We start from the raw sequence: 21,349 nt of genomic DNA on the forward strand, positions 1-21,349 counted from the left end.
CACCGGGCTGTCCCGGTGCCAACGCAACAGGCCCCCTGCGGAATGCAGGGGGCCTGTTGCGTTTAGCCGCCGGGCGGCGTGTCCTGACGGCGGGCGTTTCCTAAAGTTCGACGACGGCGCCCACCGTCCCGTCGTCGTCGTGCGTCAGGTCGCAACCAAGCCCGGCCAGGAGGCGTTGCGCGCCCAGGTTCCCCGCCAGGGTGCGCGCAACCACCCGCGCCAGGCCAGCCTGGCGCGCCTCGTCAAGGACCAGCCGCAGCGCAGCACTTCCGATCCCCTGGGACCGGAAACTCCTGCCGAGCCAAATGCCCGTTTCGGCTGCAGTGGCGCAGCCGCCGTCGTCGATCCGGCGGAGCCGCACAGACCCTGCGAGGGTGCCGCCGGACACGACGCCCCACGTCTTCTCACCCGCCTCCCCGTCCAGACCGTCCGCGGCGGCGCGGTGGTAGCTGCGGAACCAGGCGGTGCGTTCCGGGTTCCAGCCCGGCCCGCCCAGCGGCGGTGCAACCTCATCCGGGGACGCGTCGCGCTTTGCCAGGGCCAGGAGGGCTTCCATGACGGCGTCGTCCACGTCCACCAAGGAAACGTCAGGGGAGCGGGACATCAACCCACTCCGTCCCTTCGGGGGTGAGCATGGCATTGCCGGCAGTCAGGGACCGCAGGCGTTCGGCTGCAGCCTCGATGGAGGCCGGCTCGTCCGGCAGGGCCACGCGCAGCACGGTGTCCCGGCCGCCGTAGCTCGTCTCGCCCATGACAAAGCCCGCTGCGCGCAAATCGTTTTCCAGCCGGCCGGCCGATGCGGGCGGCACCGCCGTGGAACAGATCCGCAGCCGGCTCCGGCGCACCATGGAAACCGCGGCAAGGGCCGATGAGACGGATTCGGAGTAGGCGCGGACCAGGCCGCCGGCCCCGAGCAGCACCCCTCCGAAGTAGCGGACGACGACGGCACTGACGTCGCTGAGGTCGGCCACCCCGGGCATTGTCTCCCTTTTGGCGAGTGCTTCGAGCATGGGAATGCCCGCCGTGCCGGACGGCTCGCCGTCGTCACTGGAACGCTGCACATCCCGGTCCGGTCCGATGATGAAGGCGGAACAGTGGTGCCGGGCGTCGTGGAATTCGCGGCGGAGGGACGCCACGAGGTCCCGCGCGTCGTCCTCCGTCCCGGCGCGCCGCAGGACGGTGATGAACCGGGAGCGCTTGATCTCGAGTTCGTGGCGGACATCGGGGCCGGCAGCAAGGGTGGTGTAGGCGGTGGTCCTGCTGTCTTGCTCCTGCATCCGCCCAAGTCTAGCGAGGTGCCGGGTCCACGCCACCCAGGATATGGCGGTGGTGGCGAGGGATAGGGTGGGAGGGTGCTGAAGATCGGGTTGACGGGCGGAATCGCGTCCGGAAAGTCAGTGGTGGCCAGGCGGCTCAAGGAGCGTGGCGCGGTGCTGGTGGACGCTGACGCCTTGGCCCGCGAGGTGGTGGAGCCCGGTACGAAGGGGCTGCGGCGCATCGTGGCGGAGTTCGGGGGCGCAATGCTCGGCGACGGAGGACGGCTGGACCGTGCCCGCCTGGGCGAGGTGGTGTTCGGAAATGCCGAACGGCTCGCCGTCCTCAACGGGATCGTCCACCCGCTGGTCCGCTCGCGTGCCGCAGCCATCGTGGATGACGCCGCCAGCGATGCCGTGGTGGTCCAGGACATACCGCTGCTCGTGGAAACCGGCCAGGGGAGCGCCTTCCACCTCGTGCTGGTGGTCGATGCACCCGACGATGTCCGCGTGCAGCGGATGCTGGAACACCGCGGCATGACGGCAGAAGCTGCCCGTTCGCGGATGGCAGCCCAGGCATCGCGGGAGGAACGGCTGGCTGCGGCGGACGTGGTCCTCGACAACTCCGGCACGCTGGAGCAGCTGACCAAGCAGGTGGACGAGCTGTGGGACGGGCGGCTGGCGCCGTTCGCCCACAACCTCGCCGCAGGGACCCGCGCGGCGAGGACCGTCGGGCCTGTCCTGGTCCCGTACCGGGAGGAATGGGCACAGCAGGCGGCGAGGATCATGGCGCGGCTCATGACCGTGGCCCCCGGGCGCTTCCTGGCTGTGGACCACATTGGGTCCACCTCCGTCCCCGGGCTCGCCGCGAAGGACGTCATCGACCTGCAGATTGCGGTATCCAGCCTGGACGACGCCGACAGTGCTGCGCCGCTGCTGGCGGAAGCCGGCTTCCCCCTGGTTCCCGGCGCCGGATCCGATACACCTAAACCGGCGGAGCCGGACCCCCGGCTGTGGCAGAAACGCTTCCACGCCAACGCCGACCCCGGCCGTCCGGTCAACCTTCACGTCCGCGTTGCCGGCTCGCCCGGATGGCGTTTCGCCCTGATGTTCCGGGACTGGCTGCGGGACGACCCCGCTGCCCTCCGGCTCTACGCGGCGCACAAGGAAGATCTCGCCGGGCGCTTTGCCGGTTCGGGGAGCACCAGGGCGTATGCGGAGGCCAAGGAACCGTGGTTTACGGATGTTGCGTGGCCGGGAATGAGCGCCTGGGCCGAACTCACGCAGTGGCAGCCGCCGTCGTCCGCGTCCTGAAGCCGCCCAGCGGACCGGCGCCTGTTCGCCCGTAACGGACTCGCCCCGCCAGTGTCGGTGCCCGGTTGTAGATTAGATCCATGAGCCTTGCGCAGGAGATCAACCGTGTTGTAGCGCCCTTCGAGGTCATCAGCGAATTCAAGCCCGCGGGAGACCAGCCGGCCGCCATCGCCGAGCTGACGGAGCGCATCAAGAACGGTGAGAAGGACGTGGTGCTCCTCGGTGCCACGGGTACCGGTAAGAGTGCCACCACCGCGTGGCTGATCGAGCAGGTCCAGCGCCCCACCCTGGTGATGGTGCAGAACAAGACCCTCGCGGCGCAGCTGGCCAACGAGTTCCGGGAGCTCCTGCCCAACAACGCGGTGGAGTACTTCGTGTCTTACTACGACTACTACCAGCCCGAAGCCTACGTGCCGCAGACGGACACCTTCATCGAGAAGGACTCCTCCATCAACGAGGAAGTGGAGCGGCTGCGCCACTCCGCCACCAACGCGTTGCTGACCCGCCGCGACGTTGTGGTGGTGGCTACGGTGTCCTGCATCTACGGCCTGGGCACCCCGGAAGAGTACATCGCCGGCATGGTCACCCTCCGCAAGGGCCAGGAGATGAACCGGGACGTGCTGCTGCGGAAGTTCGTCTCCATGCAGTACGCCCGCAATGACATGGACTTCCACCGGGGCACCTTCCGTGTGCGCGGCGATACAGTCGAAATCATCCCCATGTACGAGGAACTGGCGCTCCGCATCGAGTTCTTCGGCGACGAGGTGGAAAACATCTACACCCTGCACCCCGTCACCGGCGAGGTCCTCCGCGAGGAGACGGAGATGTACGTCTTCCCGGCATCCCACTACGTTGCGGGGCCGGAGCGGATGACCCGCGCCATCAAGTCCATCGAGGATGAACTCGCCGCGCGGCTTGCGGCCCTGGAGGGGCAGAACAAGCTGGTGGAGGCGCAGCGGCTGCGGATGCGCACCACCTACGACCTCGAAATGATGCAGCAGATGGGCTTCTGCAACGGCATCGAAAACTACTCCCGCCACATCGACGGCCGGGCCGGCGGCACCGCCCCGCACTGCCTCATCGACTACTTCCCGGACGACTTCCTGCTGGTGGTGGACGAATCCCACGTGACCATTCCGCAGATCGGCGCCATGTACGAAGGCGACATGTCCCGGAAGCGGACCCTGGTGGATCACGGCTTCCGGCTGCCGTCCGCCATGGACAACCGGCCGCTCAAATGGGACGAGTTCCTGGAGCGCATCGGCCAGACCGTCTACCTTTCCGCGACGCCCGGCAAATACGAGCTCGGCAAGGCGGACGGTTTCGTCCAGCAGATCATCCGCCCCACCGGACTGGTGGACCCGGAAGTCATCGTCAAACCCACCAAGGGCCAGATTGACGACCTCCTGGGCGAGATCCGGACCCGGGTGGAGAAGGACGAGCGCGTCCTGGTCACCACGCTGACCAAGCGCATGGCCGAGGACCTCACGGACTACCTGCTGGGCCACGGCATCAAGGTGGAGTACCTGCACTCGGACGTGGACACACTGCGGCGTGTCGAACTGCTGCGGGAACTCCGGCTGGGCAGTTTCGATGTGCTGGTGGGCATCAACCTCCTCCGGGAAGGCCTCGACCTTCCCGAGGTGTCGCTGGTGAGCATCCTGGATGCGGACAAGGAAGGCTTCCTGCGTTCGTCCACGTCCCTGATCCAGACCATCGGCCGCGCCGCCCGCAACGTCTCCGGCCAGGTGCATATGTACGCGGACCGCATCACGGATTCCATGGCCCACGCCATTGACGAGACCAACCGGCGCCGCGCCATCCAGGTGGCCTACAACAAAGAGCACGGCGTGGACCCGCAGCCGCTGCGGAAGAAGATCGCCGACATCACAGACCAGCTGGCACGGGAAGACGCGGACACCCAGGAGCTGCTCAACAACAACCGCCTGGCCAAGGGAGCCAAGCGGACCAAGTCCGGGGCCAAGGGCGCAGCCCAGGTCCGCGCCGACGGCCTCGCCGCCGCTCCCGCGGAGGACCTGGTGGGCCTGATCGAACAGCTCACCGAGCAGATGCACGGCGCAGCCGCCGAGCTGCAGTTCGAAGTGGCCGCCCGGATCAGGGACGAAGTCAGCGAACTCAAAAAGGAACTGCGCCAGATGCAGGCGGCCGGCCACGCCTGAGCACCACCTGGGCACCTCCTGGGCACGCTCCGGCAAACATCCGGCGCGGCTGGGTGTGCCACAGGAGTGGCATCACTGCAGGCTAAGGTACAGTTAACGTCACGTAGGGGAGTATCCCAAGCGCTACGATCGTCAACACGCAGGGCATAGTTGCTCCGCCGGGCGTAGCGGGCCGCCGCATCAGCACCGAGTGCGCAGGCAGGCCGGAGAGACTTACACCGCATCTCTGTACCCTGCGAAAGGCTACCCTGTGCTCGAATTGCCCGTGTGGTTCGAGGTCGGCTCTCTTGTCGTCCTCGGCCTGATCCTCCTGATCGACCTCCTGCTTGTGGTGCGCCGTCCCCACGAACCCTCCATGAAGGAAGCCGGACTGTGGGTGGCGTTCTACGTCTCGCTCGCGCTCGTGTTTGCCGGCGCCATGTTCGCCTTCACCGGGCCTGAATACGGCGGTCAGTTCGTCGCCGGCTGGGTCACCGAATACAGCCTCAGCATCGACAACCTGTTTGTCTTCATCATCATCATGGCCAGGTTCTCCGTACCCCGGAAGTACCAGCAGGAAGTGCTGATGGTGGGCATCATTATCGCCCTGATCCTGCGCGGCATCTTCATCCTGCTCGGCGCCATCGTCATCGAGCAGTTCAGCTGGGTGTTCTACATCTTCGGAGCGTTCCTGCTGTGGACCGCCTGGAAGCAGGCCCAGGACGAAGGCGAAGACGAAGAAGACCGGGAAAACCCGCTCATCGCGAAGATCCGCAAGGTCATTCCCATGTCGGAGAAGTTCGACGGCGGCAAGCTGCGCACCACCGTGAACGGCAAGAAGGTCTTCACCCCGATGCTGATCGTGTTCATCACCATCGGCCTCACCGACCTGCTGTTCGCCGTGGACTCCATCCCCGCCATCTTCGGACTCACCCAGAGCCCGTTCATCGTGTTCACCGCCAACCTCTTCGCCCTCATGGGCCTGCGCCAGCTGTACTTCCTGCTGGGCGGCCTGATGAACCGCCTGATCTACCTGAAGCACGCACTGTCCTTCATCCTCGCGTTCATCGGCGTCAAGCTGGTCCTGCACGCCATGCACGTGAACGAACTGCCGTTCATCAACGGCGGCCAGCACATCGAGTGGGCCCCGGAGATCCCCACGTTCGTCTCCCTGGCCGTGATTGTCGGCACCATCATCATCGCGGTGGTTGCCAGCCTGCTCAGCTCCAAGGCGAAGGAAACCCACCTGGATCCGCGCCTCGAGGAAGACGTACGCCGGAGCCACAGCGACGTTGACTAGCCGCTGACCGCCCCTGTTTGACCACAATCCCGGCCGCTCCCAGCGGCCGGGATTGTTGCTTAAATTTGCCCCTTTGGGAGCCCGGCGCCGAGGACTATGCTCTGTCCATGGCCCCCACAGTGATAAGCGAACAGGACGTGCGACGGGTCCAGCGGCGTACCGTGGCTCTGCTGGCCGCGGCCCAGGTCTTCGGTGGAATTGGCACGGGCGCCACGGTTTCCATCGGCTCCATCCTCGCCGTTGAGCTCTCGGGCTCCAGCGCGTGGGCCGGTGCAGTGGCAACAGTCATGACCCTCGGCGCCGCCCTGGCGGCGCTGCCGCTGGCCTCACTGGCGGAGCGCAGGGGCCGCCGGGCGGGCCAGCTGGCGGGCTTGTCCGCGGCCTTGGCGGGCACCGTGCTAATGGTCCTGGCCGTCGTGACCGGAATCTTCGGCCTGCTGGTGCTGGGTGCGGCCGGCATTGGAGTCGGGACCGCCGCAAGCCTGCAGGCGCGTTTTGCCGCCGTCGACCTTGCCGACGGCGAGCACCGCGGCAGGGCACTGTCAACCGTCGTCTGGGCCGTCACTGTCGGAGCCGTCGCCGGCCCCAACCTGATCCAGCCCGGCACGGTGGTGGGCGCGGCCCTGGGGCTGCCGCCGGTCGCCGGACCGTTCGTCATCTCCGGCGCCGGACTGTTGGTGGCAACCGTCCTCGTCTGGGTCGGACTCCGGCCGGACCCGCTCCTCCTCTCCCGTGAACTGGCCGCACGGGCTGAAGGCCCGGCTGCACCCGGAGTGCCCCAGGCAGGGAGCGTCGCCGCCGCGGCCAACCAAGGCAGCAGGCCGCCCGGATCCCTGGCCCGTGGCATGCGCGCCATCCGCGCCTCACGGATGGCGCTCCTGGCCGTGGCAGCCGTCGTCGCGGCCCATGCCGTCATGGTAGGCGTCATGTCCATGACGCCCCTGCACCTGCAGCACCTGGTGGAAGGCCCCGGCGCATCGCACGCCGGGCATACCGCCTCCGGCGACGTACTGGTGATCATCGGCTTCACCATCTCTCTGCACATTGCCGGCATGTTCGCCCTGTCACCCGTCATGGGCTGGCTGACGGACAAGGCGGGCAGGACGGAGACCATCATGATTGGCTTCGCCCTGCTGATTACAGCCGTCATCGTGGCGGGCTTCGGCCAGGGCTCCACCACAGCGGTGGCCGTCGGCCTGGTGCTGCTGGGCATGGGCTGGTCGGCCGCCACCGTGTCCGGGTCCACCCTGCTGGCAGAGAGCGTCGGGCAGGAGGCCCGGGTTGTGGTGCAGGGCGTGTCCGACATGCTGATGGGGGCAGCCGGGGCCGTGGGCGGGGCCGTCTCCGGCCTGGTCCTGAGCTGGACCGGTTACCTGGGGCTCAACATGCTCGGTGGCGTGGTGGGCGCCTGTGTCCTGGCGGCAGCCTTCCTGACCCTCGTTACCCGGCGGCGGGCGTCAGCGGCGGCCTGACCTGGCCATCCCCAGCAGCCGGGCAAAGATCCCTTCACCGTCGTCGGCGATGCCATCGTGATGGAAGTCGCCCGTTTCCCAGACCTGGAGCCCGCGGACGGCAGCAGCCGTTTCAAGGGACAGCTTCCGGTCCACGTAGATATCGTCCGAGTAGACGGCCGCCGCCACCGGAACCCGGTTCGCGGCGAGCTGCCGGACGTCATAGAGCGGCGTCCAGTCCTGCTTGGCCGCCAGCAGCCCGGCCACCTCGCGGAGGGGCCGCAGCGCAGGATCCTGGTCGAAGTACCAGGGGTAGACCATTTCGCCGGTCAGCAACAGCGGTTCTGCGTCCGGCCGGAACTCCGGGTACTCGTCCAGCACCCGCCAGGCGGACCAGTCCGTCGCCTGGCCCTGGCCGTAGATGGATTCATGCATCAGGGCGTACAGCGGGTTGGAACGCCGCGAGACGATGCCCTGCATCTGTTCCAGGAAGGGGTCCGAGAGCCGGGGGCCTGCCGCGGTCTCCGTGAAGGCGTCCTCCAGCAGGTAGTGCAGGCTGTCCACCCGGGTGTTGCCGCCCAGGAACGCCCCCGCCATTTGGAAGCGCTCCACGGTGAGCGGTCCGCCGTCGGGCAGGAACTCCGGCGTGCTCCGCAGGTGGCGGGCAATCCGTTCCACCATGGCGCGGTCCTCGGGGTACCAGCTGAAGTACTCTGCATTCCGCGCCGCCACGCGCTGGAACGTGGCCCGGTAGACGTCATCGGCCGGTCCCGTCAGCGGCGCCAGGCCGCCGGTGATGAGCACTTCCCGCAGTCCCTCCGGGGCGAACGACAGGTAGGTCAGCGCGCAGAAGCCGCCGTAGCTCTGGCCGTAGATGCTCCAGGGCGGTGAGCCCAGCGTTTTCCGAATCAGCTCGGCGTCGGCCACGATCGAATCAGCCCGAAAGTGTTCCAGGTATGCGGCCTGCTCTTCGGCTGACCCGCGCAGCGGCAGGGTGTTCCGGTCTACCGGTGTGGATAGCCCGGTTCCCCGCTGGTCAAGCATCAGGATACGGAAGTCCTTCGCCGCGGCCTTGCTCCAGCCGCCCAGGGAACCGAACCTGTTGCCGCGGCCGCCCGGTCCGCCCTGCAGGAACAGCAGCCAGGGAAGGTTTTGCGCTTCCTCCTCGCTGTGCGCCGCCGATACATACTCGCGGGCGAAGACGGTGATGGTCTCGGGAGTGGCGGCGGATCCCACGTGGTCCAAGGGCACGGTGAAGTAGTGCTCCGCTGTGCGCATGCCGCGGAAGGCATGCGCAGCCCGGACCTCGTGGCCCGCCGTCGCTCCCTGCCCGGGCCGGAACAGGCGTGTGAGGGCCTTGACGGCGGCCGGCTGCCGTACGTCAGCCATTGGCTGCGGCGGGGACAACGCTGCCGAACTGTTCCAGGGCATCTCCGGTCAGGCGGAAGGTGGACCACCCGTCCATCGGCCTGGCGCCGAGGCTCCGGTAGAAGTTGATGGACGGCTCGTTCCAGTCAAGGACACTCCATTCCACCCGGGCATAGCCGTTCTCCACCGCAATCCCGGCGAGGTGCTGCAGGAGGGCCTTGCCGTGGCCTTCGCCGCGGGCCTCCGGGCTTACGTACAGGTCTTCCAGGTAGATGCCGTGCACACCCTCCCACGTGGAGTAGTTGAGGAACCACAGCGCGAAGCCCTGAACGTCGCCGGCTTCGTTTTCAGCCATGGCGGCGAAGACGCGCGGGTTCTCCCCAAAGAGGACCTGCCGCAGCATTTCCGGGGTGTTGCGGACGGCGTCCGGTTCTTTCTCGTAGTGCGCCAGTTCGTGGATCATCCTCAGGATCGCGGGCACGTCTTGCTCTGTTGCGGGGCGGATTAAGCTCATTGTTCGAGCTTACCGCCGTGGTTGTCGCCGCTGCCGCAGGGCCGCGGCAGCGTCAGAGCCGGTTGACGTCGGTCACCCGCACCACGGCAGTTCCGGTCTCATCCGACGCCGCAAGGTCCACCTCCGCGGAAATGCCCCAGTCATGGTTCCCCGCGGGATCATCGAAGATCTGCCGTACCTTCAACACTCCGGGTTCCTCGGTAATGATCAGCAGGTTTGGGCCGCGGGCGTCCGGCCCGGTTCCAATGTCGTCATGCTCGTCAAAGTAGTCGTCGAGAACGTCTTCCCACCGGTCCCGGTCCCAGCCGGAGGCGCCGTCCAGCTCGCCGAGAGCCGCAGCGTCCTCGTCCGCGAACAGTTCCACGCGGCGGAACATCTCGTTGCGGACCATCACCCGGAAGGCCCGGATGTTCGAGGTAAGCGACGGCGGGGGAGGCGGCGGCGCGTCGTGCGGGGTGGGAGCGGCACCGGAGGTCAGTTCCTCCCATTCGTCCAGGAGGCTGGAGTCAACCTGGCGCACCAGTTCGCCCAGCCAGGCAATCAGGTCTTCGAGGTCATCCCGGAGCATGTCCTGGGGAACCGTCTGCCGGAGCGCCTTGAACGCGTCCGCGAGGTACCGCAGCACGATGCCCTCCGAACGGGCCAGACCATAGAACTGCACGAACTCGCCGAAGTTCATGGCACGCTCGAACATGTCCCGCACCACTGACTTCGGCGCCAGCTCAAAGTCGCCCACCCAGGGGGCGGCCTTCCGGTACACCTCGAATGCCTCACCGAGGATTTCGGCGAGGGGCTGCGGGTATGTGACCTCGTCCAGCATCGCCATCCGCTGGTCGTACTCGACGCCGTCCGCCTTCATGGCGGCCACCGCTTCGCCGCGGGCCTTCTTCTGCTGCGCGGAAAGGATCTGGCGCGGCTTCTCCAGCGTCGCCTCGATCACGGACACCACGTCCAGGGCGTACGACGGCGACTCCGGGTCAAGGAGCTCCAGCGCAGCGAGTGCGAAGGGGGAGAGCGGCTGGTTGAGCGCGAAGTTCGGCTGCAGGTGCACGGTGAGCCGGACCGTGCGCCCGTTCGCTCCCTGCTGCTCTTCGGGTATCCGCTCCACAACTTCGGCAGCGAGCAGCTCCCGGTAGATACCCAGTGCCTTCTTCATCAGCCGCAGCTGGGAGGACCGCGGCTCGTGGTTTTCCGTCAGCAGCCGGCGCGCAGCGGCAAAAGGATCGCCGGGCCGCTCCATCAGGTTCATGAGCATCGCGTGCGTTACCGTGAAGCTTGAACTCAGCGGATCCGGCACCGACTCCACCAGCCGCTTGAACGTTGGCTCACCCCAGGACACAAAACCTTCCGGCGGCTTCTTCTTGACCACCTGGCGCAGCTTTTTCTGGTCGTCGCCGAACTTGGCAACGGCCTTGGCCATCGCCTTGACGTTTTCGGTGACGTGCTCGGGGGCCTGGACCACCACCGTGCCGGCGGTGTCATATCCCGCGCGGCCGGCACGCCCTGCGATCTGGTGGAACTCACGCGAGTTCAGCAGCCGGGTGCGGACGCCGTCGTACTTGCTAAGCGCTGTGAGCAACACCGTGCGGATGGGGACGTTGATGCCCACGCCGAGGGTGTCCGTGCCGCAGATGACTTTGAGCAGCCCCGCCTGGGCCAACTGCTCCACCAGCCGCCGGTACTTGGGCAGCATGCCCGCGTGGTGCACGCCGATGCCGTGGCGCACCAGCCTGTTGAGGGTCTTGCCAAAGCCGGCGGCGAACCTGAAGTTGGCGATCAATTCGGCAATTTTGTCCTTCTCCTCGCGGGTGCAGACATTGATGCTCATCAGGTTCTGGGCCCGGTCGATTGCCTCGATCTGGCTGAAGTGCACCACATAGACCGGGACCTGCTTGGTGGCGAGCAGCTCCTCCAGCGTCTCGTGGACCGGGGTCTCGTGGTAGTAGTAATGCAGCGGAATGGGCCGTTCGGCCGAACTCACGGTGGTGGTGGGTCGGCCGGTCAGATCGGTCAGTCCCTTTTCGAACCTCGCCACGTCGCCCAGCGTCGCGGACATCAGCAGGAACTGGGCCTGCGGGAGTTCCAGCAGCGGCACCTGCCAGGCCCAGCCGCGCTGCGGGTCGGAGTAGAAGTGGAACTCGTCCATGATGACTGCGCCCAGTTCGGCTGCCGCACCCTCGCGCAAAGCAGTGTTGGCCAGTATTTCAGCGGTGCAGCAGATGATCGGCGCGTCCTGGTTGACCCCGGAGTCCCCGGTGATCATTCCCACGTTCTCCGCGCCGAAGATCTCGCACAGGGCAAAGAACTTCTCCGACACCAGCGCCTTGATGGGCGCCGTGTAGTAGCTGCGCCTGCCCTGCGCCATGGCCTGGAAATGCGCGGCGATGGCCACCAGGGATTTACCGGAGCCGGTGGGGGTAGCCAGGATGACGTTGGCCCCGGTAGCCAGTTCCATAATGGCTTCGTCCTGCGCCGGATACAGCGCCAAGCCACGGCTTTCCGTCCACTCGACGAAGCGGGTGTACAGGTCATCGGGATCGACGGCGGCCTGGAGGTTCCCGGCGGGCAGATGGGTCAGCTGGTCAACGAGTTTCATTGATTTCCAGCTTAGTGCCAGGGCGCGCCGGGAAATCCGTCCCGGCCGGGCTAGGCTTCGCGATAGCAGTGACAGCACCAGACAGTGGAGAAGCCTATGGAATGGGATCCGGCCAAATACGTTCAGTTCGGCGATCACCGGGACCGGCCGTTTTTCGACCTCACCGGAAGGGTCCACGCCGACAGGCCGGCCCGGGTGGTTGACCTGGGCTGCGGCCCGGGGAACCTCACCGCAACGCTCGCCGAACGCTGGCCGGACGCGGAAGTGGTGGGCCTGGACGCCTCGGCGGACATGCTGACCAAGGCGGCGGACCACGCTGCACGGCATCCGTCGCTGCATTTTGAGCAGGCGGATATCACCCATTGGACGCCCCCGGCAGGGACGGATGTGGTGGTCAGCAACGCGGCCCTTCAATGGGTGCCCGGGCACCAGGAGTTGATGCGGTCATGGCTGGCCGCACTGCGCCCCGGCGCCTGGTTCGCGCTGCAGGTACCGGGGAACTTTAACGCACCGTCCCATGCACTGATGCGGGACATCGCCGCCTCGGAGCGGTGGGCACCGAAACTCGGCGGGGTGCTGCGCGGCGACGAATCGGTGGGGGAGCCGGCGGATTACCTGGACATCATGCTCGACGCCGGGTGCTCGGCAGACGCCTGGGAAACCACCTACCAGCAGGTGCTGCCAGGCCCGGACCCGGTCCTGGAGTGGGTCCGGGGTACCGCGTTGCGTCCCGTGCTGAATGTGCTCTCACCGGAGGACGGGGCCCAGTTTGAAGCCGAGTATGCTGCGTCCCTGAGCGGGGGATATCCGCAGGGCAGGCACGGCACAATCTATCCTTTCCGCAGGATCTTCGCGGTAGGCCGCAAGAACGAGTGACCGGCGTCCAGTCGCTGGATGATCTCTACTGGACTGGTCATGTTGTTGACGGCGGCTGAATGTGATCTGGCCTACAATGACGAACGTGGCCAATTGGGGGAGGCGACCATCGTTGTCGGCTTTCCTGACCTTACGGGAGGTGCGTTGCTGATCGGATTGATGGGGCGGCTCCTCAAGGGTCACAGATGGCCCCTCGCCGCCATCGTGCTGCTGCAGCTGGTCCAGGCCGCCGCGAACCTCCTGCTTCCCACCGTGAACGCCGCGATCATCGACGACGGCATTGTGGCCGGCAACACCGGGGTGATTTCCCGCCTCGGGGTCCTGATGGCCGGCATCGCCGCGGTCCAGGCCGGCGCGGCCATCGGGGCCGGCTACCTTGGGGCTGTAACGGCCATGGGGATGGGGCGCCAGCTCCGGTTGGAGATTTTTTCGAGCATCCAGTCGCTGTCCTCCCAGGAGGTGGCACGTTTCGGGGCGCAGAGCCTGGCCACGCGGACAACCAACGACACCCAGCAGATCCAGGCATTCGCGGTGCTGGTGTTCACCATGCTGATCGCCGGGCCGGCGATGGGGCTGGGCGGCATTGTCCTCGCCCTGCAGCAGGACGTGGGGCTGTCCGCAGTGGTCATCGTCGTTGTGCCGTTGCTCCTGCTCATCATGTCAATGATCGTCCGGCGCCTGGTCCCGCTCTACCGTCAAGGGCAGGACCTGCTGGACAAGGCAGGCGGCATCCTGCGTGAGCAGATCATCGGTGCCGGGGTAATCCGTTCCTTTGTGCGCCAGGAGCACGAGATTGGGCGCTTCGCGCGGGCGAACAGCAGCCTTACTGCCAACAACCTGCAGTCAGCTCTGCTGGTTGCGGCCATGCTGCCGTTGATCATGCTGGTGGTGAACCTGTCGTCGGTGGCAGTTGTGTGGTTCGGCGGCCAGCGCATCCAGTCGGGCCAGATGAACATCGGTGCGCTCACGGCCTTCATCAGCTACATCATGCAGATCCTGCTGGCCATCATGATGGCCATGTACGTCCTGATGACTGCACCCCGCGCCGCTGCCTGCGCGGAGCGGATCACTGCCGTCCTGGACACCGAACCCTCGGTGCTGGAGTCCCCGGGCCCCCGTGCGCATACCCTTCACGCCGCTCCGGCCGGCTGGCCGGCTACGTCCGCGCAGCCGGGAACCCTTGAGTTCAGGGGGGTCGGATTTTCCTATCCGGGGGCAGAAGCGCCGGTCCTCTCCGAAATCAGCTTTACGGCCATGCCGGGAACCACCACTGCCATCGTGGGATCCACGGGCAGTGGAAAATCCACGCTCCTGAACCTGATCCCGCGTTTCCTTGATTCCACCGAGGGGGAGATCCGGCTGGATGGCGTGAACATCAAGGAGCTGCCGTTGGACACGCTTCGCGGGGCCATGTCCATAGTCCCCCAGCACTCCCATCTGTTTTCGGGCACTATTGCCGACAACCTGCGCATGGCTGCCCCCGACGCATCGGACGAGGAACTCTGGGCAGTCCTGGAGAAGGCGCAGACCATGCGCTTCATGCGCGACCTGCCCTTGGGGCTGGCCACTCCTGTGGGCCAGGGCGGAACCACGCTGTCCGGAGGGCAGCGGCAGCGCCTGTGCATGGCGCGTGCCCTGCTGCGCACAGCGCCCCTTTATCTCTTTGATGACAGCTTTTCCGCGCTGGACTACGACACGGACACCAGGCTGCGGCAGGCGTTGGACGCGGAACTTCCGTCAGCCACGGTGATTGTTGTGGCAGAGCGTGTTTCGGCTGTGGAAGGCGCACACCTGATCCTGGTGCTCGACGGCGGGCGCATCGTGGCGCAGGGGACCCACCAGGCGCTGCTGGAGACATCCGGCACATACCGCGAAATCGCCGAATCGCAGCTGGCACTGGACGGACCGCTGTGACGGCGGCCGCCGTCGGGACATCCACGGACGGGTTCTGGCGCACATCGGGCAGGCTCCTTGGGCTGCTGCGCCCGTTCCGCGGCCTCATGCTTGGCGCAGTGGCCGCAACCTGTGCTTTCGCGGGCCTCAACGTGGCAGCTCCGAAGTATCTTGGCGACGCCACCGACGTCGTCGTAGACGGTATCTTCCTGGGCACCACCGACCAGGAACGCCTGGTCATCCTGCTGTCCACTGTGGCGGTGATGTACGTCTTCGCGTCCCTCTTCAACTGGATCCAGGGCGCCCTGACGGCCCGCTCCGTGCAGGGGCTGATGTACGGGCTGCGGGCTGCGGTGGAGGACAAGCTGCACCGCCTGCCGTCCACATATTTCAGCGAGCGTTCCCGGGGCGATGTCCTGAGCCGGGCAACCAACGACATCGACAACATCTCCCAGGCCATGAACCAGCTCCTCACGCAACTGATCATGTCCGTGCTGATGCTGTGCGGATCGCTGGCCATGATGTTGTGGATCTCGCCCATGCTGGCGGCCATAGCCCTCGCCAGCGTGCCCCTCTCCACCTGCATCACCGTTCTCGTTGCGCGCCGGTCACAGGCGCACTTCGAACGGCAGTGGAAGGAAACCGGGGAGCTCAACGCGCACGTTGAGGAGTTCATCACCGGCCACGAGGTCACCAAGGCCTTCGGGCAGCAGTCCCGGGCAGCCGACATCTTCGCCCAAAGCAACCGGCGGCTGGCGCGCGCGGCCACCAAAGCCCAGTACTCGGTGGGGGTGGTCCAGCCCCTGATGGTGCTGATGGCCAACCTGAATTACATCGCCGTTGCAGTTGTCGGCGCTCTCCAGGTCATTGCGGGAGCGATGACCATCGGCGGCATCCAGGCGTTTATCCAGTTCAGCAGGCTCTTCAGCCAGCCCGTCGGGCAGATTGGCGGCCTGCTCAACCTCATCCAGTCATGCGCTGCGTCCGCGGCCCGCGTGTTCGCCCTGCTGGATGCGGAGGAGGACCCCGCGCAAAGGGGCGGGGATACGCCCGTCCCCGAGGATGGAACCATCGTCTTCGAGGACGTGACCTTCGGCTACCCCGGCTCGCCGCCGGCCGTGCGCAACCTTTCGTTCACCGCGGAGCCGGGACAAACGGTGGCCATCGTCGGCCACACCGGAGCCGGAAAAACCACTGTGGTGAATCTCCTGTTGCGCTTCTGCGAACCGGGTTTGGGCCGAATCACCCTGGGAGGCATTGATACTGCCACCATCTCCACAGACCGGCTGCGGGGGCAGTTCGGGGTGGTGCTCCAGGATGCGTGGCTCTTCGCCGGCACCATCAGGGAGAACATCGCCTACGGGCTGCCCGGTGCCACCGAGGTCGGCATCCTGGCCGCGGCGGAGGCCAGCTACGTGGACCGCTTCGTCCGTTCCCTCCCCGGCGGGTACGACACCGTGCTGGAGAACGGCGGCGAACCCCTCAGCCAGGGCCAGCGGCAACTCATCACCATTGCCCGGGCCGAACTGGCAGGGCGGCCGGTCCTGATCCTGGACGAGGCGACAAGTTCGGTGGACTCCAGGACCGAACTGCTGATCCGGCAGGCAATGCGGCGGCTGCGTCATGGCAGGACGAGCTTCGTGATTGCCCACCGTTTGTCCACCGTGCGGAACGCTGATCTAATCTTGGTCATGGACCACGGACGCATCGTTGAGCAGGGCACCCACCAGAGCCTCCTGGCGGCAAACAGCTACTACGCGCGGCTCTACAACGCCCAGTTCTCCGCCAGTCCCAGGCGTACCGGGGTCCTTGAGGCGGGACTGTGAAAACCACTCCCGACTTCCCGGGGGACTGGAAACCCAACGCCGGCAGCACCGTGGCTTTGTTTGAACAGCTGCGGCTCAGGATCATTCACCTTGCGGACAGCGGCGCGCTGCCCCCGGGCACCCGGCTTCCCGCCGTCAGGGGCCTTGCGGAGCGCCTGGACGTGGCGCCGCACACTGTCGCCCGGGCCTATAAGGAACTGGAAGCGGCCGGCATTGTTGCCACGCGGGGGAGGAACGGGACCGTGGTGTGTGCACGTGACGAACGCCTCAGCGGGCTCTCCGCAGCTGCCGCGGCCTACGCCGACGCCGCAAAGTCGCAGGGCGCCACGTTCGCGGAAGCGGTGAAGCTGCTCGCGGCAGCCTACGACGCCGGCTGAGCGCGCCGCCGCGTGGATGTTCGAAGAAGTTTTCGATTAGCATTATGGGGTGCCTAAAGCCGTAGCTGAAGAAACCGCCATCCAATCCGCTTCCGTCGCCGTGCCCTCCGCTGCCGCGCTCCACCGCCCGGACCTCTCCCGCCTTGTGGTGAAGGGCGCCCGGGAGCACAACCTGCGCAACGTGGACCTCGACCTGCCGCGCGACGCGATGATTGTCTTCACCGGCCTCTCCGGCTCCGGCAAGTCCTCCCTCGCGTTCGACACGATCTTCGCCGAAGGCCAGCGCCGCTACGTGGAGTCCCTGTCCGCCTACGCCCGGCAATTCCTCGGCCAGGTGGACAAGCCCGACGTCGACTTCATCGAAGGCCTCTCGCCGGCCGTCTCCATCGACCAGAAGTCCACCAGCAAGAACCCGCGCTCCACCGTGGGCACCATCACCGAGATCTACGACTACATGCGGCTCCTCTGGGCACGCGTGGGACGGCCGCACTGCCCGGTCTGTGGTGAGCCGGTGGCCAAGCAAACTCCGCAGCAGATCGTCGACCAGCTCCTGGAGCTCGACGAAGGCACCCGTTTCCAGGTCCTCGCACCGGTGGTGCGTGGACGCAAGGGCGAATTCGTCGACCTCTTCAAGGAGCTCACCGCCAAGGGCTATTCGCGTGCCAGGGTGGACGGCGACCTTGTCCAGCTGAGCGATCCGCCCAAGCTGGGCAAGCAGTTCAAGCACACCATCGAAGTGGTGGTGGACCGCCTCGTGGTCAAGGAAGGCATCAGCCAGCGCCTCACCGACTCCATCGAAACCGCCCTGGGCCTGGCCGAGGGCCGCGTCCTGGCAGAGTTCGTGGACCTTGAGGCGGACGACCCCGCGCGGATCCGCGCCTTCTCCGAAAACCTGGCCTGCCCCAACGAGCATCCCCTTGCCATCGACGAGATCGAGCCACGGTCCTTCTCCTTCAACAACCCTTTCGGCGCCTGCGCCGCCTGCAGCGGCATCGGCACACGGCTCGAGGTGGACGAGGAACTCATCGTCCCCAACCCCGAGCTGTCCTTGTCCGAGGGCGCCATCGCCCCCTGGTCGCTGGGAACAGCCACCACCGAGTACTGGAACCGGCTCCTGGAGGGCCTCGCCAAGGAACTCGGGTTCTCGATGGACACCCCCTGGGAAAAGCTGGGCAAGGACGTCCGCCAGACCGTCCTGCACGGCAAGGACCACAAAGTGGTGGTGCAGTACCGCAACCGCTTCGGCCGGGAACGCAAGTACAGCACCGGCTTTGAAGGGGCCATCCAGTACGTCCACCGCAAGCACGGCGAGACCGATTCCGACTGGGCCCGCGACCGCTACGAAGAGTACATGCGGCAGATTCCCTGCCCCGCCTGCAACGGCGCGCGCCTCAATCCTGCGTCCCTGTCGGTGCTCATCAACGGCAAGTCCATCGCCGACGTCGCGGCCCTTCCCATGCGCGACTGCGCGGAGTTCCTGAACAACCTGGTCCTGACCGGCCGCGAAGCACAGATCGCACACCAGGTGCTCAAGGAGATCCAGGCACGCCTGACCTTCCTCCTGGACGTGGGGCTGGAATACCTGAACCTGGAACGCCCGTCCGCCACCCTCTCCGGCGGCGAGGCGCAGCGCATCCGGCTCGCCACCCAGATCGGCTCTGGCCTGGTGGGCGTGCTTTACGTGCTGGACGAGCCCTCCATCGGGCTGCACCAGCGCGACAACCGGCGCCTCATTGACACCCTCACCCGGCTCCGGGACATGGGCAACACCCTCATCGTCGTGGAACACGACGAGGACACCATTCATGTTGCCGACTGGATCGTGGACATCGGACCGGGCGCCGGTGAACACGGCGGCCAGGTGGTCCACTCCGGCTCCTACAAGGAACTCCTCGAGAACACCGCATCGCTGACCGGCGATTACCTGTCGGGCCGCAAGAGCATCGAAGTGCCGAAGAAGCGCCGCAAGTACGACAAAAAGCGCGAACTCAAGGTGGTGGGTGCGCGGGAAAACAACCTGGTTAACGTGGACGCGGCGTTCCCGCTTGGCCTCTTCACCGCGGTGACGGGCGTGAGCGGCTCGGGCAAGTCCACTCTTGTCAACGAGATCCTGTACAAGGTGCTGGCCAACAAGCTCAACGGTGCCAAGCAGGTAGCGGGGCGGCACAAGACCATCCACGGGCTGGAGCACCTGGACAAGGTGGTCCACGTGGACCAGAGCCCCATCGGGCGGACGCCCCGCTCCAACCCTGCCACCTACACCGGCGTGTTCGACAACATCCGCAAGCTCTTCGCGGAGACCACTGAAGCCAAGGTCCGGGGCTACCTTCCCGGCCGCTTCTCCTTCAACGTCAAGGGCGGGCGGTGCGAAGCCTGCTCCGGTGACGGCACACTGAAGATCGAGATGAACTTCCTGCCGGACGTCTACGTCCCGTGCGAGGTATGCCACGGTGCGCGCTACAACAGGGAAACCCTGGAAGTGCACTACAAGGGCAAAACCATCGCGGATGTCCTCAACATGCCCATCGAGGAGGGCGCGGAGTTCTTTGCGGCGTTCTCGCCCATCGCACGGCACCTGAACACGCTCGTGGACGTGGGCCTGGGGTACGTCCGGCTCGGCCAGCCCGCCACCACGCTTTCCGGCGGTGAGGCGCAGCGCGTCAAGCTGGCGGCAGAACTGCAGAAGCGGTCCAACGGCCGCAGCGTGTACGTCCTGGACGAGCCCACCACCGGCCTGCACTTCGAGGACATCCGCAAGCTGCTGATGGTCCTGCAGGGGCTGGTGGACAAAGGCAACACGGTCATCACCATCGAGCACAACCTGGATGTCATCAAGAGTGCGGACTGGATCGTGGATCTTGGGCCCGACGGCGGTTCCGGCGGCGGCCAGATCGTTGCCACCGGCACGCCGGAGCAGGTAGCCACCTCCACCACCAGCCACACCGCCACCTTCCTGTCCGAAATCCTGGGCTAGAGCAGGAGAAGTATTCCGCTGCAGGCATGCGAGTTTCAGGCACTGCTTCTGTCGTGAGAAACTAACCCGGTGACTTCAACAACAGTGCCCGTGATCTTTGACCTGGACGGCACTCTTGTCGATCCGGCCGGTGGGATAACAGACGGAATCGCCTCAGCCCTCCGCGGGCTGGGGCTTCCCGTCCCCGGCCAGGACCTGCTCGAGGCGATGATCGGCCCCAAGCTGAGCGATTCGCTCCTCAACGTCGCCAAGGTGCCGGCCGGCCTCCTGGACGAGGTCATCCGGCGCTACCGGGAGTACTACGTGGCCACCGGCATCGCCCAGAGCCGGCTTTACCCGGGCATCCTGGAACTGCTGGAGGCCTACGCTGCCGCTGGCCGGCCGGTGGCAGTCGCAACCCAAAAGCCGCAGAACCTGGCCCGGACGGTCCTGGCCCACCACGGCATCGACGGACTGTTCCTCAGCATCCGCGGCTCCGCGGATGACGAAACGGCCGTGGACGGCGTTCCCCTGGGGAAGACCGAGATCATTGCCGCAGCACTGCGGGACCTCGAGACCCAGCACGCAATCATGGTGGGGGACCGGGCGCAGGACGTCTCCGGGGCCATCGCCAACGGGCTCGACTGCATCGGTGTGGCGTGGGGGTTTGCGCCCGACGGCGAACTGGAGGCCGCCGGTTCAGTTGCCGTTGTCAGCACTGCGGAAGACCTGGCAAAGGCCATCGACCGGCTGCAGGCCATCCACAGCGCAGCCATGAGCGAGGTGACCAACGATGGAAATGTTTGAAGCCGTCCGCTGGACCACCCGCACCCTGATCGCCGGCACCTGCCGGCCATCCGTCGTCGGCATTGAAAACGTCCCCACCGACGGGCCGTTCATCGTCGCTCCCAACCACCTGTCCTTTTTTGACAGTGTCATCGTGCAGGCACTGATGCCCCGCCCGGTGGCTTTCTTCGCGAAGGCCGAATACTTCACCACCGGCGGCGTCAAGGGCAAGGCCATGAAGGCCTTCTTTGAATCGGTGGGGTCCATTCCCGTGGAACGCGGCGAGCAGGCCGCCAGTGTCCAGGCGCTCAAAACCCTGATGGACATCCTGGAATCCGGCCGTGGAATCGGCATCTACCCGGAAGGCACCCGCTCCCGCGACGGCATCCTGTACCGCGGACGCACGGGGGTGGGCTGGCTGGCGCTGACCACCGGGGCGCCTGTGATCCCGGTAGGCCTGATTGGGACGGAAAACCTGCAACGGGCAGGCGAGAAAGGCGTCCGGCCGCAGCACTTCACCATGAAGGTGGGCGAGCCGCTCTACTTCGACAAGACCGGGCCGGACCACTCGCTGCCTGCGCGGCGCGAAGTGACGGACCGGATCATGGATGCCATCGCCGAACTCAGCGGGCAGGAACGGTCCACCAGCTACAACCAGAGCAAGGTCATCGAGTAGGCCCTGC

At 66.4% G+C, this 21,349-nt stretch carries 16 protein-coding genes; 11 read left to right on the forward strand and 5 right to left on the reverse strand.

Features of this window, described 5'->3' with window-relative positions; translation table 11 throughout:
• Positions 1-100: 100 nt before the first annotated feature.
• Together ACZ9BC_RS04660 and ACZ9BC_RS04665 are read right to left on the reverse strand one after the other, a co-directional pair.
• Positions 101-604 (reverse strand): GNAT family N-acetyltransferase, encoded by a 504-nt coding sequence (locus ACZ9BC_RS04660; protein ID WP_476244970.1) that lies wholly within the window; start codon positions 602-604, stop codon positions 101-103.
• A complete protein-coding gene (locus ACZ9BC_RS04665; protein WP_476244971.1) occupies positions 588-1,277 on the reverse strand; it encodes an IMPACT family protein in 690 nt (229 codons plus the stop codon). The genes ACZ9BC_RS04660 and ACZ9BC_RS04665 overlap by 17 nt, the downstream gene beginning before the upstream one ends.
• Before the next feature lie 75 nt (positions 1,278-1,352).
• Here ACZ9BC_RS04665 and coaE point away from each other — a divergent pair, with 75 nt between their 5' ends.
• The 4 genes from coaE to ACZ9BC_RS04685 all read left to right on the forward strand — a co-directional run bounded on the left by coaE (position 1,353) and on the right by ACZ9BC_RS04685 (position 7,498).
• Entirely contained in the window at positions 1,353-2,567 is a 1,215-nt protein-coding gene (gene coaE / locus ACZ9BC_RS04670) for a dephospho-CoA kinase (RefSeq protein ID WP_476244972.1), read from the forward strand.
• Positions 2,568-2,647: 80 nt separating this feature from the next.
• The gene (gene uvrB / locus ACZ9BC_RS04675; RefSeq protein WP_079596024.1) at positions 2,648-4,747 is read left to right on the forward strand and encodes an excinuclease ABC subunit UvrB; all 2,100 of its coding nucleotides are present in this window, start codon (positions 2,648-2,650) and stop codon (positions 4,745-4,747) included.
• A gap of 250 nt (positions 4,748-4,997) precedes the next feature.
• Positions 4,998-6,026, forward strand: coding sequence for a TerC family protein (locus ACZ9BC_RS04680; RefSeq protein WP_476244973.1), 1,029 nt, complete (start codon positions 4,998-5,000; stop codon positions 6,024-6,026).
• 107 nt (positions 6,027-6,133) lie between these two features.
• Complete coding sequence (locus ACZ9BC_RS04685) at positions 6,134-7,498, forward strand: MFS transporter (protein ID WP_476244974.1); 1,365 nt, start codon at positions 6,134-6,136, stop codon at positions 7,496-7,498.
• Here the strand turns inward: ACZ9BC_RS04685 and ACZ9BC_RS04690 are convergent.
• From ACZ9BC_RS04690 to ACZ9BC_RS04700, 3 genes are all read right to left on the reverse strand, one after another.
• Entirely contained in the window at positions 7,484-8,755 is a 1,272-nt protein-coding gene (locus ACZ9BC_RS04690; protein ID WP_476245392.1) for an alpha/beta fold hydrolase, read from the reverse strand. The genes ACZ9BC_RS04685 and ACZ9BC_RS04690 overlap by 15 nt on opposite strands.
• A gap of 103 nt (positions 8,756-8,858) precedes the next feature.
• Positions 8,859-9,359 (reverse strand): N-acetyltransferase family protein, encoded by a 501-nt coding sequence (locus ACZ9BC_RS04695; RefSeq protein ID WP_476244975.1) that lies wholly within the window; start codon positions 9,357-9,359, stop codon positions 8,859-8,861.
• A gap of 52 nt (positions 9,360-9,411) precedes the next feature.
• The gene (locus ACZ9BC_RS04700; RefSeq protein ID WP_476244976.1) at positions 9,412-11,955 is read right to left on the reverse strand and encodes a DEAD/DEAH box helicase; all 2,544 of its coding nucleotides are present in this window, start codon (positions 11,953-11,955) and stop codon (positions 9,412-9,414) included.
• A gap of 96 nt (positions 11,956-12,051) precedes the next feature.
• Here ACZ9BC_RS04700 and ACZ9BC_RS04705 point away from each other — a divergent pair, with 96 nt between their 5' ends.
• The 7 genes from ACZ9BC_RS04705 to ACZ9BC_RS04735 all read left to right on the forward strand — a co-directional run bounded on the left by ACZ9BC_RS04705 (position 12,052) and on the right by ACZ9BC_RS04735 (position 21,342).
• On the forward strand, positions 12,052-12,831 hold the full coding sequence (locus ACZ9BC_RS04705; RefSeq protein WP_476244977.1) for a trans-aconitate 2-methyltransferase: 780 nt from the start codon (positions 12,052-12,054) through the stop codon (positions 12,829-12,831).
• Between the two features lie 159 nt (positions 12,832-12,990).
• Entirely contained in the window at positions 12,991-14,745 is a 1,755-nt protein-coding gene (locus ACZ9BC_RS04710; protein ID WP_476245393.1) for an ABC transporter ATP-binding protein, read from the forward strand.
• A gap of 86 nt (positions 14,746-14,831) precedes the next feature.
• Entirely contained in the window at positions 14,832-16,550 is a 1,719-nt protein-coding gene (locus ACZ9BC_RS04715) for an ABC transporter ATP-binding protein (protein ID WP_476245394.1), read from the forward strand.
• Complete coding sequence (locus ACZ9BC_RS04720) at positions 16,547-16,927, forward strand: GntR family transcriptional regulator (RefSeq protein WP_079596032.1); 381 nt, start codon at positions 16,547-16,549, stop codon at positions 16,925-16,927. Before ACZ9BC_RS04715 ends, ACZ9BC_RS04720 begins: the two co-directional genes overlap by 4 nt.
• Positions 16,928-16,976: 49 nt before the next feature.
• Positions 16,977-19,901, forward strand: coding sequence for an excinuclease ABC subunit UvrA (gene uvrA, locus ACZ9BC_RS04725; RefSeq protein ID WP_476244978.1), 2,925 nt, complete (start codon positions 16,977-16,979; stop codon positions 19,899-19,901).
• A gap of 69 nt (positions 19,902-19,970) precedes the next feature.
• Positions 19,971-20,687, forward strand: coding sequence for an HAD hydrolase-like protein (locus ACZ9BC_RS04730; protein WP_476244979.1), 717 nt, complete (start codon positions 19,971-19,973; stop codon positions 20,685-20,687).
• The gene (locus ACZ9BC_RS04735) at positions 20,674-21,342 is read left to right on the forward strand and encodes a lysophospholipid acyltransferase family protein (protein ID WP_079596035.1); all 669 of its coding nucleotides are present in this window, start codon (positions 20,674-20,676) and stop codon (positions 21,340-21,342) included. Before ACZ9BC_RS04730 ends, ACZ9BC_RS04735 begins: the two co-directional genes overlap by 14 nt.
• Positions 21,343-21,349 lie beyond the last annotated feature (7 nt).

It is taken from the genome of Pseudarthrobacter sp. TE3704, assembly GCF_056279405.1.

What these genes read in the sequence shown, in the direction of transcription:
- ACZ9BC_RS04660 (WP_476244970.1), bottom strand. Translation starts at nt 604, where the DNA reads ATGTCCCGCTCCCCTGACGTTTCCTTGGTGGACGTGGACGACGCCGTC.
- ACZ9BC_RS04665 (WP_476244971.1), bottom strand. Translation starts at nt 1,277, where the DNA reads ATGCAGGAGCAAGACAGCAGGACCACCGCCTACACCACCCTTGCTGCC.
- uvrB (WP_079596024.1), top strand. Translation starts at nt 2,648, where the DNA reads ATGAGCCTTGCGCAGGAGATCAACCGTGTTGTAGCGCCCTTCGAGGTC.
- ACZ9BC_RS04685 (WP_476244974.1), top strand. Translation starts at nt 6,134, where the DNA reads ATGGCCCCCACAGTGATAAGCGAACAGGACGTGCGACGGGTCCAGCGG.
- ACZ9BC_RS04690 (WP_476245392.1), bottom strand. Translation starts at nt 8,755, where the DNA reads ATGCGCACAGCGGAGCACTACTTCACCGTGCCCTTGGACCACGTGGGA.
- ACZ9BC_RS04695 (WP_476244975.1), bottom strand. Translation starts at nt 9,359, where the DNA reads ATGAGCTTAATCCGCCCCGCAACAGAGCAAGACGTGCCCGCGATCCTG.
- ACZ9BC_RS04700 (WP_476244976.1), bottom strand. Translation starts at nt 11,955, where the DNA reads ATGAAACTCGTTGACCAGCTGACCCATCTGCCCGCCGGGAACCTCCAG.
- ACZ9BC_RS04705 (WP_476244977.1), top strand. Translation starts at nt 12,052, where the DNA reads ATGGAATGGGATCCGGCCAAATACGTTCAGTTCGGCGATCACCGGGAC.
- ACZ9BC_RS04710 (WP_476245393.1), top strand. Translation starts at nt 12,991, where the DNA reads ATGGGGCGGCTCCTCAAGGGTCACAGATGGCCCCTCGCCGCCATCGTG.
- ACZ9BC_RS04715 (WP_476245394.1), top strand. Translation starts at nt 14,832, where the DNA reads ATGCTTGGCGCAGTGGCCGCAACCTGTGCTTTCGCGGGCCTCAACGTG.
- ACZ9BC_RS04735 (WP_079596035.1), top strand. Translation starts at nt 20,674, where the DNA reads ATGGAAATGTTTGAAGCCGTCCGCTGGACCACCCGCACCCTGATCGCC.